At 69.9% G+C, this 13699-nt stretch carries 12 protein-coding genes; all 12 read right to left on the bottom strand.

The genetic code is table 11. The features are described 5' to 3' along the window. Positions 1-3 precede the first annotated feature (3 nt). Positions 4-1197, bottom strand: coding sequence for a methionine adenosyltransferase (gene metK, locus J2Y46_RS14255; protein WP_310243216.1), 1194 nt, complete (start codon positions 1195-1197; stop codon positions 4-6). A gap of 118 nt (positions 1198-1315) precedes the next feature. Further along, positions 1316-1570, bottom strand: a complete 255-nt coding sequence (gene rpoZ / locus J2Y46_RS14250; protein ID WP_018170775.1) for a DNA-directed RNA polymerase subunit omega — start codon at positions 1568-1570, stop codon at positions 1316-1318. A 90-nt stretch (positions 1571-1660) separates the two neighbouring features. Continuing rightward, positions 1661-2614, bottom strand: coding sequence for a guanylate kinase (gmk, locus tag J2Y46_RS14245; protein WP_245619662.1), 954 nt, complete (start codon positions 2612-2614; stop codon positions 1661-1663). 1 nt (position 2615) lies between these two features. Next, positions 2616-3449 carry an orotidine-5'-phosphate decarboxylase gene (pyrF, locus tag J2Y46_RS14240; RefSeq protein WP_310243211.1) on the bottom strand — a complete coding sequence of 278 codons (834 nt, stop codon included), beginning with the start codon at positions 3447-3449 and terminating at the stop codon, positions 2616-2618. Beyond that, positions 3446-6730, bottom strand: a complete 3285-nt coding sequence (carB, locus tag J2Y46_RS14235; RefSeq protein WP_310243209.1) for a carbamoyl-phosphate synthase large subunit — start codon at positions 6728-6730, stop codon at positions 3446-3448. The genes pyrF and carB overlap by 4 nt, the downstream gene beginning before the upstream one ends. After that, positions 6730-7887, bottom strand: coding sequence for a glutamine-hydrolyzing carbamoyl-phosphate synthase small subunit (gene carA, locus J2Y46_RS14230; protein WP_045302487.1), 1158 nt, complete (start codon positions 7885-7887; stop codon positions 6730-6732). The genes carB and carA overlap by 1 nt, the downstream gene beginning before the upstream one ends. Continuing rightward, positions 7884-8393: a hypothetical protein gene (locus J2Y46_RS14225; RefSeq protein ID WP_310243207.1), complete on the bottom strand. Its 510-nt coding sequence runs from the start codon at positions 8391-8393 to the stop codon at positions 7884-7886. The genes carA and J2Y46_RS14225 overlap by 4 nt, the downstream gene beginning before the upstream one ends. Further along, positions 8390-9700, bottom strand: a complete 1311-nt coding sequence (locus J2Y46_RS14220) for a dihydroorotase (RefSeq protein WP_045302492.1) — start codon at positions 9698-9700, stop codon at positions 8390-8392. Before J2Y46_RS14220 ends, J2Y46_RS14225 begins: the two co-directional genes overlap by 4 nt. Continuing rightward, positions 9697-10710, bottom strand: coding sequence for an aspartate carbamoyltransferase catalytic subunit (locus tag J2Y46_RS14215; protein WP_310243205.1), 1014 nt, complete (start codon positions 10708-10710; stop codon positions 9697-9699). The genes J2Y46_RS14220 and J2Y46_RS14215 overlap by 4 nt, the downstream gene beginning before the upstream one ends. Continuing rightward, a complete protein-coding gene (gene pyrR / locus J2Y46_RS14210; protein WP_045302495.1) occupies positions 10707-11237 on the bottom strand; it encodes a bifunctional pyr operon transcriptional regulator/uracil phosphoribosyltransferase PyrR in 531 nt (176 codons plus the stop codon). The genes J2Y46_RS14215 and pyrR overlap by 4 nt, the downstream gene beginning before the upstream one ends. Positions 11238-11360: 123 nt before the next feature. Further along, positions 11361-11894: a DoxX family protein gene (locus J2Y46_RS14205; protein WP_084695778.1), complete on the bottom strand. Its 534-nt coding sequence runs from the start codon at positions 11892-11894 to the stop codon at positions 11361-11363. A 174-nt stretch (positions 11895-12068) separates the two neighbouring features. Further along, positions 12069-13646 carry a Rieske 2Fe-2S domain-containing protein gene (locus tag J2Y46_RS14200; RefSeq protein ID WP_045302497.1) on the bottom strand — a complete coding sequence of 526 codons (1578 nt, stop codon included), beginning with the start codon at positions 13644-13646 and terminating at the stop codon, positions 12069-12071. Between the last annotated feature and the right edge of the window lie 53 nt (positions 13647-13699).

Genomic DNA, 13699 nt, shown 5'->3' with positions numbered 1-13699 from the left:
GCGTCAGAGCCCGGCTGCGGCGCGCAGCGCGTCCGCGCGGTCGGTGCGCTCCCACGTGAAGTCGGGCAGCTCGCGGCCGAAGTGGCCGTACGCCGCGGTCTGCGCGTAGATCGGCCGCAGCAGATCGAGCTGGTCGATGATCGCCTTCGGGCGCAGATCGAACACGTCGAGGATGGCCTGGGTGATCACGTCGTCCGCCACCCGCCCGGTGCCGAACGTCTCGACATAGAGCCCGACGGGCTTCGCCTTGCCGATGGCGTACGCGACCTGCACCTCGAGGCGGTCTGCGAGTCCGGCGGCGACGGCGTTCTTCGCGACCCAGCGCATCGCGTAGGCGGCTGAGCGGTCGACCTTCGACGGGTCCTTGCCGCTGAACGCGCCACCGCCGTGGCGGGACGCCCCGCCGTACGTGTCGATGATGATCTTGCGGCCGGTGAGGCCGGCGTCGCCCTTCGGACCGCCGATGACGAACGGCCCCGCCGGGTTGATGTAGTACTTCACGTCGGGCAGCTCGAGCCCGGTCGCCTCGAGCACCGGGTCGATGACCTCGGCCCGGACGGCGGCGCGCAGCGCCTTCTGCGAGATGTCGGGGTGGTGCTGCGTCGACAGCACGACGGACTCGACCGTCTTCGGCGTGTGGCCGTCGTAGCCGAGAGTGACCTGGGTCTTGCCGTCGGGGCGCAGGAACGGCAGCTCGCCCGACCGGCGCACCTCGGCGAGGCGCTCGGCCATGCGGTGCGCCGTCCATGCGGCCATCGGCATGAGCTGCGGCGTCTCGGTCGTCGCGTAGCCGAACATGATGCCCTGGTCGCCCGCGCCCTGCAGGTCATGGGGGTCTTGCGAGCCGTCCTCGCGGCGCTCGAACGCCTTGTCGACGCCGGCGGCGATGTCGGAGGACTGCGCCCCGATCGAGACGCTCACGCCGCACGAGTCGCCGTCGAAGCCGGTGTCGCTCGAGGTGTAGCCGATGCGGTTGACGACGCCGCGCACGATGGCCGGGATCTCGACGTATGCGGAGGTCGACACCTCACCGGCGACGTGGACGAGTCCGGTGGTGACGAGGGTCTCGACGGCGACACGCCCGTTCGGGTCGGCGTCCAGGATCGCGTCGAGGATGGAGTCCGAGATCTGGTCGCAGATCTTGTCGGGGTGGCCCTCGGTGACGGATTCGGACGTGAACAGACGCAGGTCGGTCATCGGTACTCCAGTTGTCGTGGCTCCGGTCGTCGTGGCGTCCGGGCGCGAGGGGGCGGACACCAGTATGCCCCCGGCGACGGACAGGGGCCGTCGTCGGGGGCATCGAGGATATGACGGATTACTCCGCGCGGCGCAGGCGCAGCTTGTCCTCGTGGATCTCGTGCATCGCGATGGTGAGCGGCTTGTCCTCGACGGTCGAGTCGACGAGCGGGCCCACGTTGTCGAACAGGTTGCCCTCGTGGAGGTCGGAGTAGTAGTCGTTGATCTGGCGCGCGCGCTTGGACGCGAAGATCACGAGCTGGTACTTCGAGTCCACCTTCTCGAGCAGGCTGTCGATGGGGGGCTCGATGATGCCCTGGTTCGTTCCGGCCATGGCGAAACCTCCTGGATCGGATGTCGGAATGGGAGTCGATGGAGCCTCGGGGTGCCGAGGCATCCCACCATTCTACGTGACGGGATGCTCTCAGCGCGCGAGGCGGGCGACCTCGTCGGCTGCATGGGCGACGTCGTCGTTCACGACGCGGTAGTCGAACTCGCCCTGAGAGGCCAGTTCGGTCTTGGCAGTGCGCAGGCGCCGGGCGCGTTCGGCGGCGTCCTCGGTGCCGCGGCCGACGAGGCGCTGTACGAGCTCGTCCCAGCTCGGCGGCAGCAGGAACACGAGTGTGGCCGACGGATCGGCCTCGCGCACCTGGCGGGCCCCCTGCAGGTCGATCTCGAGGAGCACGGTGCGTCCCTCGGCGAGGGCTTTCTCGATGGGGGCGCGCGGCGTGCCGTAGCGGTAGGCGTTGTGCACGGTGGCGTGCTCGAGCAGCTCGCCGTCGGCGATCATGCGGTCGAACTCCGCGTCATCGACGAAGAAGTAGTGCTCGCCGTCGACCTCGCCCGGGCGCGGTGCCCGCGTCGTCGCCGACACCGACAGCAGGATCTCGGGGTGGTGGTCCTTGATGTGCGCAGCCACGGTGCCCTTTCCCACGGCAGTGGGACCGGCGAGCACGACGAGGCGGCTGCGGCCGGCGCGGGGCTCGGCCTCGGGCCACCGGCTGTCGAGGAAGTGGCGCAGGTCCTCGCGCTGGCGCGAGCCGAGGCCGCCCAGACGCTTGACCGGCGAGATCTCCAGGTCCTGAAGGATACGGTCGCGCTTGCCTTCGCCGATCGCCGGGATCGCGGTCAGGAACTCGGGCACGCGCATCGCGCCGGCGGGAGACGTGGGCTCGGCGAGGGCTCGCCGCAGGAGCTCCTGCGGCGTGATCACCCGCATCGCGACGTCCTTCTTGAGGGCGGCGCGTTCGCGGCGGGCGGCGACGGCACGGCGCGACGCGGCGACGCGGTCGACCTCGGGAGGCCGCCCCTGCGCGCCAGGGATGCGGGGCGGGGCCTCATCAGGGGTTTCCTGATAAAGGATGCGGGAATCGGACATATCAATCACCACGGTAGAGAAGGGCGCGCTCGGATATGCGCGCGGCGAGCCGGTCGGGTCCGGCAGCCAGGATGCTGCGGCTCTCAGACGCTACCACCGCTTCCTGCAGGAAGCCGAAGCGCTCACCGAGATGACGTGGTTCGGCGCCCTGATGACCGAAGCCCGGGCCGAGGATCGGCGCGACCGGCGCGAACGGCCGGAGGCCGGCATCCGTCCAGTCCACGGTGCCGCCGATGACGAATCCCAGACTCCCCCACTCGCCGTCGGGCGCGGTGCGGGCGTTGCGTTCGGAGACCTCGCGGACGATGCCGGCCGAGACCGTGTCGCCGTCCTCATGACGCGCGCGCTGCAGTCCGAGCGCCTCGGGGTTGCTCGTCGCGGCGAGCACGAACACGCCCTTGCCGTGGTGCAGGGCGAGGTCGAACGTGCCGTCCAGTGCGCCCACGCCGAGGAACGGGCTCACGGTGAGCGCGTCGGCCTCGAGCGGCGAGCCGGGCGTGAGCCATGCCTGGGCGTACGCGTCCATCGTGGTGCCGATGTCGCCGCGCTTGGCGTCCGCGATCACGAGAAGTCCGGCGTCACGAGCCGCCGCGAGCACGTCCTCGAGCGCAGCGAAGCCCGCCGAGCCGTGGACCTCGAAGAACGAGACCTGCGGCTTGACGACCGCGACCCGGCCCGCAGCGGCCTCGACCACCCGCAGGCCGAACTCGCGCACACCGGCGGCGGAGGCATCCAATCCCCACTCCGCGAGGAGGTGGGCGTGCGGATCGATGCCGACGCACAGCTGCCCCTGCGTCGCCATCCCCGCGCGGATGCGCTCACCGAATGAGGTCATGCGCCCGCCCGATCGGCCGCGTACTCCTGCAGGCTCTTGACCTTGAAGCCCTCGCGCAGCACCGGCAGCGCGCTGACGGCGGCGCCGAGCACGGCCATCGTGGTGAACAGCGCCTTGTCGCCCGCGACGGCGGCCGCGCGGATCTCGTAGCCGTCGGCGCGGGCGGCGCCGCCGGACGGGGTGTTCACGACGATGTCGATCTCGCCGGCGTTGATCAGGTCGACGATGTTGGTCTCGCCCGAGTCCTGCGTCTCGGAGTACTTGCCCACCACGCGCACGTCGATGCCGTTGCGCGAGAGGATCTCGGCCGTGCCCTCGGTCGCGACGAGATCGAAGCCGAGCTCCTGCAGGCGATGGGCGGGAAGGATCACGGCGCGCTTGTCGGCATCGGCGACCGAGATGAACACGGTGCCCGACTGCGGCATGCCGCCGTACGCGGCCTCCTGCGACTTCGCGAACGCCGTCGGGAAGTCGCGGTCGATGCCCATGACCTCACCCGTCGAGCGCATCTCGGGGCCGAGCACCGAGTCGACGGTCTGGCCGTCGCGCGTGCGGAACCGCTTGAAGGGCAGCACGGCCTCCTTGACCGCGACGGGGGCGTCCAGCGGCACCCGCGAGCCGTCCTGCTCGGGAAGCAGCCCCTCTGCCTTCAGCTCGGCGATGGTGGCGCCGGCCATGATGCGAGACGCCGCCTTCGCGAGCGGGATGCCGAGGGCCTTGGAGACGAAGGGCACCGTGCGGCTCGCGCGGGGGTTGGCCTCGATCACGTACAGGACTCCGGCCGAGATCGCGAACTGCACGTTCAGGAGTCCGCGCACCCCGACGCCCTCGGCGATCGCGTGCGTGGCGATGCGGACGCGGTCGATGTCGGTGCGACCGAGGCTCACCGGCGGCAGCGTGCACGACGAGTCGCCGGAGTGGATGCCGGCCTCCTCGAGGTGCTCCATGACGCCGCCGATGTACAGCTCGTCGCCGTCGTACAGCGCGTCCACGTCGAGCTCGATCGCGTCGTCGAGGAAGCGGTCCACCAGCAGCGGCAGACCGGGGCCGATGATCGCCTCGCCTGCGACGCGGACGAAGTAGTCGCGCAGCGCCTCGGTCGAGTACACGATCTCCATGCCGCGGCCGCCGAGCACGAAGCTCGGGCGCACCAGCACCGGGTAGCCGATCTCCTCGGCCACCGCGACGGCGGCGTCGACGTCGATCGCCGTGCCGTTGCGCGGTGCGACGAGTCCGGCGTCATCGAGCAGGCGCGAGAAGAGCTCGCGCTCCTCGGCGAGGTCGATCGCAGCGGGCTTGGTGCCGAGGATCGTGTAGCCGGCCTCCTCGATGCCCTTGGCGAGTCCGAGCGGAGTCTGGCCGCCGAGCTGGCAGATGACGCCGAGGATCTTCCCCGACTGCGCCTCGGCGTGCAGCACCTCGAGGACGTCCTCGAGCGTGAGCGGCTCGAAGTACAGGCGGTCGGAGGTGTCGTAGTCCGTCGACACGGTCTCGGGGTTGCAGTTGACCATGACCGTCTCGTAGCCCGCGTCCGACAGGGCGAACGATGCGTGCACGCACGAGTAGTCGAATTCGACGCCCTGGCCGATGCGGTTCGGGCCCGAGCCGATGATGACGACCTTGGTCCGCTCGGACGGGGTGACCTCGGTCTCGAAGTCGTAGCTCGAGTAGTGGTAGGGCGTCAGCGCCGGGAACTCCCCCGCGCACGTGTCGACGGTCTTGTACACGGGACGGATGCCGAGGCCGTGACGGATGCCGCGCACCTGGGTCTCGCTGTCGCCGCGGAGCTGTGCGACCTGGGCGTCGCTGAAGCCGTGCTCCTTCGCGACCCGCAGGGTGGCGGCATCCAGTTCCCCCGCCTTCGCCACGAACTCGGCGACCTCGTTGATGAGGACGATCTGGTCGAGGAACCACGGGTCGATCTTGGTGGCCTCGAACGCCTGCTCGACCGTGGCTCCCTTGCGGAGGGCCTGCTGAAGGACGACGATGCGGCCGTCGGTGGGGGTCTTCGCGATCTCGAGCAGCTCGTCCGCCGAGCGCGGCTCGTCGCCCCAGTGGAAGCTGGAGCCGCGCTTCTCGAGCGAGCGCAGCGCCTTCTGCAGCGCGGTCGCGTAGTTGCGGCCGATCGCCATCGCCTCGCCCACCGACTTCATGGTCGTGGTGAGGGTCGTGTCGGCGGCCGGGAACTTCTCGAAGTTGAAGCGCGGCACCTTCACGACGATGTAGTCGAGCGTCGGCTCGAAGCTCGCCGGCGTCACCTTCGTGATGTCGTTCGGGATCTCGTCGAGGCGGTAGCCGATGGCGAGCTTCGCGGCGATCTTCGCGATGGGGAAGCCGGTGGCCTTGGACGCCAGCGCGGACGAGCGCGACACGCGCGGGTTCATCTCGATGACGATGATGCGGCCCGACTTCGGGTCGACCGCGAACTGGATGTTGCAGCCGCCGGTGTCGACGCCCACCGCGCGGATGATGTCGATGCCGATGTCGCGGAGCTTCTGGTACTCGCGGTCGGTGAGCGTCAGCGCCGGGGCGACCGTGATCGAGTCGCCGGTGTGCACGCCGACAGGGTCGACGTTCTCGATCGAGCAGACGACCACCGTGTTGTCCGCGGTGTCGCGCATCAGCTCGAGCTCGTACTCCTTCCACCCGAGGATCGACTCCTCGAGCAGCACCTCGTTCGTCGGCGAGTCGTGCAGGCCCGCACCGCCGATGCGGCGGAGATCCTCCTCGTCGTACGCGAAGCCCGAGCCGAGGCCGCCCATCGTGAAGGACGGGCGCACGACGAGCGGGTAGCCGAGCTTCTCGGCGCCGGCGAGCAGCTCGTCCATCGTGTGGCAGATCACCGAGTCTGCGACGTCGGCGCCGGCGTCGAGCACCAGCTGCTTGAAGATCTGGCGGTCCTCGCCCTTGTTGATCGCCTCGAAGTCGGCCCCGATGAGCTCGACGTCGTACTTGTCGAGGATGCCGTGCTTGTGCAGGTCGATCGCGGCGTTGAGCGCCGTCTGACCGCCGAGGGTCGGCAGGATCGCGTCAGGCTTCTCCTTCGCGATGATCGTCTCGATCACACGCCAGTTGATCGGCTCGATGTAGGTCGCGTCGGCGAAGTCCGGGTCGGTCATGATCGTCGCCGGGTTGGAGTTCACGAGGATGACGCGGACGCCTTCGTCGCGCAGCACGCGGCAGGCCTGCGTGCCGGAGTAGTCGAACTCGCACGCCTGACCGATGACGATCGGGCCGGAGCCGATGACGAGGACGGAGTTGATGTCGTCGCGCTTGGGCATTACTTCGCGGCCTTCTTCTCGAGGTTCGCGACGACGAGGTCGCGGAAGCGGTCGAACAGGTAGTTGGCGTCGTGCGGGCCGGCGGCCGCCTCGGGGTGGTACTGCACCGAGAAGGCCGGGATGTCGAGCGCCCGCAGGCCCTCGACCACCCGGTCGTTGAGGCCGACGTGGCTGACCTCGACCTTCCCGTAGCCGTTCGGGCTGTCGAAAGATCCTTCGATGGGCGCGTCGACCGCGAAGCCGTGGTTGTGCGCCGTGATCTCGACGCGGCCCGTGGCCTTGTCGAGCACAGGCTGGTTGATGCCGCGGTGGCCGAAGGGCAGCTTGTACGTGCCGAGGCCCAGCGCGCGACCGAGCAGCTGGTTGCCGAAGCAGATGCCGAAGAACGGCAGGCCGTCGTCGAGCACGCCGCGCAGCAGGTCGACATGGTCGCCCGATGCCGCAGGGTCGCCGGGGCCGTTCGAGTAGAACACCGCGACCGGGTCTATCGCGCGGATGCCGTCGATCGTGACGTCCTGCGGGAGCACGTGCACCTCGAAGCCGCGGGCGGCGAGGTTGTCGATCGTCGCCTGCTTCACGCCCAGGTCGAGCACGGCGAGGTTGCCGATGCGCTCGCCCTTCGCCGGCGTGATCTCGGCCGCGGCCACCGAGACCTGCGCCGAGAGGTTCCGGCCGGCCATCTCGGGGGCCTCGCGCACCAGGCGCAGTTGCTCGTCAGGGTCGATCGTCGAGGCCTCCCCCGAGAAGATCGCGCCGCGCATGCTGCCGGCAGAGCGGATGTGACGCGTGATCGCGCGCGTGTCGATGCCGCTGATGCCGATCACGCCGTCGTTCACGAGCGCGTCGTCGAGGGACTCGTCGGCACGCCAGTTCGACACGACGCGGGAGGGGTCGCGGACGATGTAGCCCGATACCCAGATGCGGCGCGACTCGGGGTCCTCGTCGTTCATGCCGGTGTTGCCGATGTGGGGTGCGGTCTGGAGCACGATCTGGCCCGCGTACGAGGGATCGGTGAGGGTCTCCTGGTAGCCGGTCATGCCGGTGGCGAAGACCACTTCGCCGATGGTCGTGCCGAGGGCGCCGTAGGCGCGTCCGACGTGGCGGGTCCCGTCCTCGAGCACGAGGACGGCCGGATCGGTCTGGAACAGGGAGGTCATGCGTCGGTTCCCGTCTGGGTCGTGGGAAGGATGCCGGCCACCGCGTCCGCGAGGGCGCGGGCCGAGGCATCCTGGGGTCGGAGATAGGAGTCGACGACGGTGCCGTCGTCGAGGCGCCACGCGAGGCGCACGAGGCCTTCGGGCTCGACCACGCGGTCGATCGCGACCGTCGCCTGCGCGACGAGCTCGATGCGGTCGGCCGCGACGAACACGCGGGGCTTGCCGGTGAGATCGAGGGCGACGCCGGCATCGGTGACCGTCACGTCGGAGCGGGACCGGAAGGCGAGGCCTCCGATGGCGAGGCGCTCGAGCGGCTCGTCGTGACGCGTCGTCGCGACGTAGAGGGTGGGGAACGCCGAGAGCGTCGCGGCCCCCGCGGGGATCTCGCCCACGGGCGCGACCAGCGCGGCGTCGCGCCGCGTTCGTCGGCACCAGGCCCACACCAGCACGCCGAGCAGCGCGATGGTGACCGCGACCATGACGCCGAGAGCGGCCTCGCGGGTCATGCGCGGACCCCCGGCGTGTCGAGGAGAACGCCGTCGGCGACCGTGACGGTGCCCTGGTGCACGGTCCAGCGGACGTCACCCGGGAGCTCACGGCCGAGGTACGGCGAGTTCACACTCCGGCCGCGCAGGTCTTCGGTCGTGAAGGTGCGCCGCGGCGACGGGTCGTAGAACGCCAGTGAGGCGGGCTGGCCCTCGGTGAGCGGGGTGCCGTGGCCGGTGAGCCGACCGATGCGGGCGGGCTCGCGCGACATGACGCGCGCGACGTCTCCCCACGTGATGAGGCCGGTGTCGACCATCGACTGCTGCACGACGCGCAGCGCGCTCTCGAGGCCGACCATGCCGTTCGCCGCCGCGTGCCACTCGCATGCCTTGGCCTCGGTGGGATGAGGCGCGTGGTCGGTCGCCACGATGTCGATCGTGCCGTCGGCGAGGCCCTCGCGCACGGCGAGCACGTCCTCCTCGCGGCGCAGCGGCGGGTTGACCTTGAAACGGGCGTCGTAGTCGCGCACCAGCTCGTCGGTGAGGAGCAGGTGGTGGGGGGTGACCTCGGCCGTGACGTTCACGCCGCGGCGCTTCGCCCACCGGATGATCTCGACGGAGCCCGCGGTGGAGAGGTGGCACACGTGCAGGCGTGAGCCGACGTGCTCGGCGAGGAGCACGTCGCGCGCGATGATCGACTCCTCGGCGACCGCCGGCCAGCCGGCGAGGCCGAGTTCGGCCGACACGGCGCCCTCGTTCATCTGCGCGCCCTCGGTGAGGCGGGGGTCCTGGGCGTGCTGCGCGATGACGCCGTCGAACGCCTTCACGTACTCCAGCGCTCGCCGCATGATCAGCGGGTCCCACACGCAGAAGCCGTCGTCGCTGAAGACGCGGACGCGGGCGCGCGAGTCGGCCATGGCGCCGAGCTCGGCGAGCCGCTCGCCCTTCTGGCCCACGGTGACCGCGCCGATCGGCTGCACGGTGACGAACCCGGCGGCCTCGCCCAGGGCGAGCTCCTGCTCGACGACGCCCGCCGTGTCGGCCACCGGGGAGGTGTTGGGCATGGCGAACACTGCCGTGTACCCGCCGGCCGCGGCGGCGCGCGAACCGGTGAGGATGGTCTCGGATGCCTCGTAGCCGGGTTCGCGCAGGTGCGTGTGGAGGTCGACCAGGCCGGGCAGCAGGACCAGGCCGTCGACGTCGATCTCGGTGGCGCCGGCGTGGCCGACCGCGCTGCCGATGGCGGTGATGACGCCGTCCTCGACGAGGACGTCGGCCGCGGTCGATCCTTCGACCAGCGCTCCGCGGAAGAGAAGGGTCTCGCTCATCGGGTGGTCTCCTTCTCTGTGCCGTCCGGGGCTGCGGCATCCGCCGTGGACGTGGTCTCGGCCGGGGTGCGCTCCGCGCCCGCCAGCAGCAGGTACAGCGCGGCCATGCGCACCGAGACGCCGTTGGCGACCTGCTCGAGCACGGTCGAGCGCGGCGAGTCAGCGGCTTCTGCGGAGATCTCCAGGCCCCGGTTCATGGGTCCGGGGTGCATGACAATGCTATCCGCTCCCAGTTCCTGCAGTCGGCGCGCGTCGAGGCCCCAGCGGCGTGAATACTCCCGTTCAGTGGGGAAATACGCAGCGTTCATGCGCTCCAGCTGGATGCGCAGCATCATGAGCGCGTCGGGGCCGGCCGCGATCGCCTCGTCGAGGTCGTACAGCACCTGAACCGGCCAGTTCGACATGTCCTGGGGCACGAGCGTCGGCGGCGACACCAGGGTGACGCTCGCGCCGAGCGTGTCCAGCAGCCAGACGTTCGAGCGCGCGACCCGCGAGTGCAGCACGTCGCCGACGATCGTGACCTTGACACCGGCGAGGTCTCGCCCGCGGCTGTCGTCGCCGAAGCGGCGCTTGCGGATGGTGAAAGCGTCGAGCAGGGCCTGCGTCGGGTGCTCGTGCGTCCCGTCACCGGCGTTGACGACCCCCGCGCTGATCCAGCCGCTGGTGGCGAGGGTGCGCGGCGCCCCGGACGCGCCGTGGCGGATGACGACGGCATCCGCGCCCATCGCCTGCAGCGTCTGCGCGGTGTCCTGGAGGGACTCGCCCTTCGAGACGCTCGAGCCCTTCGCGGAGAAGTTGATGACGTCGGCCGACAGCCGCTTCGCGGCCGCCTCGAACGAGATGCGCGTACGCGTGGAGTCCTCGAAGAACAGGTTGACCACGGTCTTGCCGCGCAGCGTCGGGAGCTTCTTGACCTCGCGCTGCTGCGTGTCGGCCATGTCTTCGGCGACGTCGAGGATGCGCAGTGCGTCCTGTCGGGAGAGGGTCTGGGTGTCGAGCAGGTGCCTCATGACTCGATCGTCACCTCCTCGACGCCGTCCGTCTCGGCGAGGCGCACGTTCACGCGCTCGTCGCGCGAGCTCGGCAGGTTCTTGCCGACGAAGTCCGGCCGGATGGGCAGCTCGCGGTGCCCGCGGTCGACCAGCGTCGCCAGCCGCACGGCGGCGGGGCGGCCGATGTCCTGCAGGGCGTCGAGAGCGGCACGGATGCTGCGACCCGAGAAGAGCACGTCGTCCACGAGGACGACGACCTTGCCGTCGATGCCGCCGGCAGGGATCTGCGTCGGCTGCGGCGCGCGGGTCGGATTGCGGTGCAGGTCGTCGCGGTACATCGTGACGTCGAGCGATCCGACCGGGACAGGGGCGCCGCCGAACTCGGCGACGAGCGCGCCGACGCGGTGGGCGAGGGTGACGCCCCGAGTGGGGATGCCGAGGAGCACCAGTCCCTCGGGGCCTTTGTTGGACTCGAGGATCTCGTGCGAGATCCGAGTCAGGGCCCGGGCGATGTCGGCCTCGTGCAGCACGGTGCGCGTGCTCATCCGCCGCTCCCTTCTCCGCCTCACGGGACGGTGTTAAAGGTTGCTGTGATCGCCGTCCAGTCTACGACACAGCGAAGGCCGGACCCGAACCGGGGCCGGCCTTCGCCGAGTCGCGCGCCCGGGTCAGCGGGGCGCGGGTCCGCGCAGCACGCGGGAGGCCACGACGAGCGCGGCAGCGATCAGCACGACGTTCTTGAAGATGTACTGGCCGGTGAGGGTCGGGCCGACCGGACCGAAGACCTCCGCGGGCAGCAGCACGATCGGCGACAGGATGCCCACGAACGCGAGCGCGAGCACCACGAGGCCGACGCGGGCGAAGACGCCGCCGGCGATGAGGAGCGCACCCGCGGCGACCTCGATGACCGCCGTGGCGACGAGAGCGGCCTGCCCGCTCACCAGGCCGAACGTGAGCTTCTCCCACGTGCGGCTGACGAGGGCCTCTACCGGGCTCACTCCGGGGAAGAACTTCAGGGCCCCGAAGACCAGGAACACCGCGCCGAGGGCGACGCGCAGGGCCGGGATGCTCCAGCGCTGCAGCGAGGCCTTCACTGCGGCTTCGGCGCGGGCCTCCCACGCGAGGAGGGCGCTGAGCGGGTTCGGGCGGGCGGTGGATGCGGGGACGACGCCGCCGGCGCCGTGGATGGGAACGGTGGTCATGGCGTGATTCCTTCGGGTTCTGATCGCCCGCGATCGCGGGCACGGTGATCAGGACCCGCTGGAGCCACCGGGTGATACTCGCCGGCGCAGATCAGCGCCGACCCCACACAAGACCCGTCAGCAGAACGCCGGTTCGTTGTGGAGGATCCACAACGAACCGGCGTTGCGGATTCGTCAGGCCGCGGGGGTCGTGGCCGCGCGATACAGGTCGTCCTCGACCTGGGACGCCCGGATCGGGTGCCCCTGGCTCGTCAGGCACTTCCCGCTGGTGAGGTCCCACTTCCAGTCGTGCAGTGAGCACGTGAGCACGCCGTCTTCGATCTTCCCCGTCTTCGTGAGGTCGGCGCGCAGGTGCGGGCAGCGGCGCTGCACGATCCAGTCGCCGAGCTGGGCGTCCTCGGTCTGGTCCGTCTGCTCCGCGTACCAGTTCTCGACGTACTCGATGCGGTCACGCGAGAGGCATTTGAGGAAGGTGGTGAGGAACTCGTTGAACTTGCCGCTGCGGCCCACGGAGAACTGCATCGACAGGAAGATCGAGTTGGACCAGTCGATCTCGTGGTCGGCGATGTTGGTCGAGACCAGGTCTGCGGGGATCGTGTACCAGTAGATGCACTCGTCGCCGTCGGCGTACTCGCGCACCTTGGCCTTCGGGAAGTCCACCACCATGTCGAGCTCCCCGATGCGGAAGCGCACCACACCGCCCACGCCGTTGCGGATCGTGCGGGCGCGGCGCAGCAGCGGCTCCCACCACTCCTTGATCGCGGCGAGCATCTCGTCCGGCGGGAGCACGGCGGCGCGGGTCGCCTCCTCCGCGCGAACCTCGTCCTGGCGCGCGTCGCGCTGCTCGGCGAGGTATGCCCACTTGTCATCGAAGATGCGGTCGATCTCGGCCTGCGTGTAGAGCGTCTGCGTGACCGAGATCTCGCCGTCGTTCAGCTCCACGACCGTGCCGGGCACGAACTCGTAGCCCTTCTGCTCGGGACGCAGCTGCGCCATGTGCGCGAGGAACTGGCGCTGGTCGGTGAAGATCGAGTCGTCCTCGATGCCGTAGCCGTTGTATTTGAACAGCTCCTCGCGGAGGAACATCGGCGGCCCCGCCATCGGGAAGACATGCTCGGCGTCGACCTTCTCGATGTAGTACATCGCGCGCTTGTTCTGGGCGTCGCGCTTGAGTTTGGCGAAGTTCTGCTTGGCGTCCTGAGGGAGGTCGTAGACCATCGGCCACCAGATCGCGCCCGACACCTGCGTGAAGTAGGCCTCCGGCTTCGAGAACGACATCAGCTTCTCGAGGTCGAGCGGGTGCGAGTCGTTCTGGTTCAGGATACTGGCGGTGCCGTCGTCGACCGATAGCGACGAGTCGCCGATCGGGCCGTCGCTGGGTGCCCGCAGCGGCGTCACCATGACCTTGAGGTCGCCGAACTCGAGGGGAACGCCCGCCTGCGTGTAAACGATGTTGTCGTACCCGAGCCGGCGAAGATCCTGCTCGAGGTCGTCCGTCGGATAGTCCGGCAGGAGGACCTTGATGCTCTTCGGCACGTGCTTGTGCATCAGCGCCGGGTCGAAGTGGTCGCGGTGGCGGTGCGAGATGTACAGGAAATCGGCCTTGCCGTATGTCTCCCAGTCGAGTGCCCGGTTGTCGGGGAACGGGAACCACGACCCGAAGAAGGTCGGCCCGATCACCGGGTCGCAGAGGATGCTTCCTCCCGCCGTCTCGATGAACATTCCGGCGTGGCCGAGGCCCGTGATGCGCATGGGGTTGCCCTCCTGTCGAACCAGACGATTCTAGGTGAGGCTCGCGGGGCGCA

Source organism: Microbacterium sp. BE35 (genome assembly GCF_031457705.1).
Taxonomy (GTDB): Bacteria; Actinomycetota; Actinomycetes; order Actinomycetales; family Microbacteriaceae; genus Microbacterium; species Microbacterium trichothecenolyticum.
The sequence above is the reverse complement of the archived record's forward strand: the minus strand, read 5'-3'. Positions and strand labels throughout refer to the sequence as shown.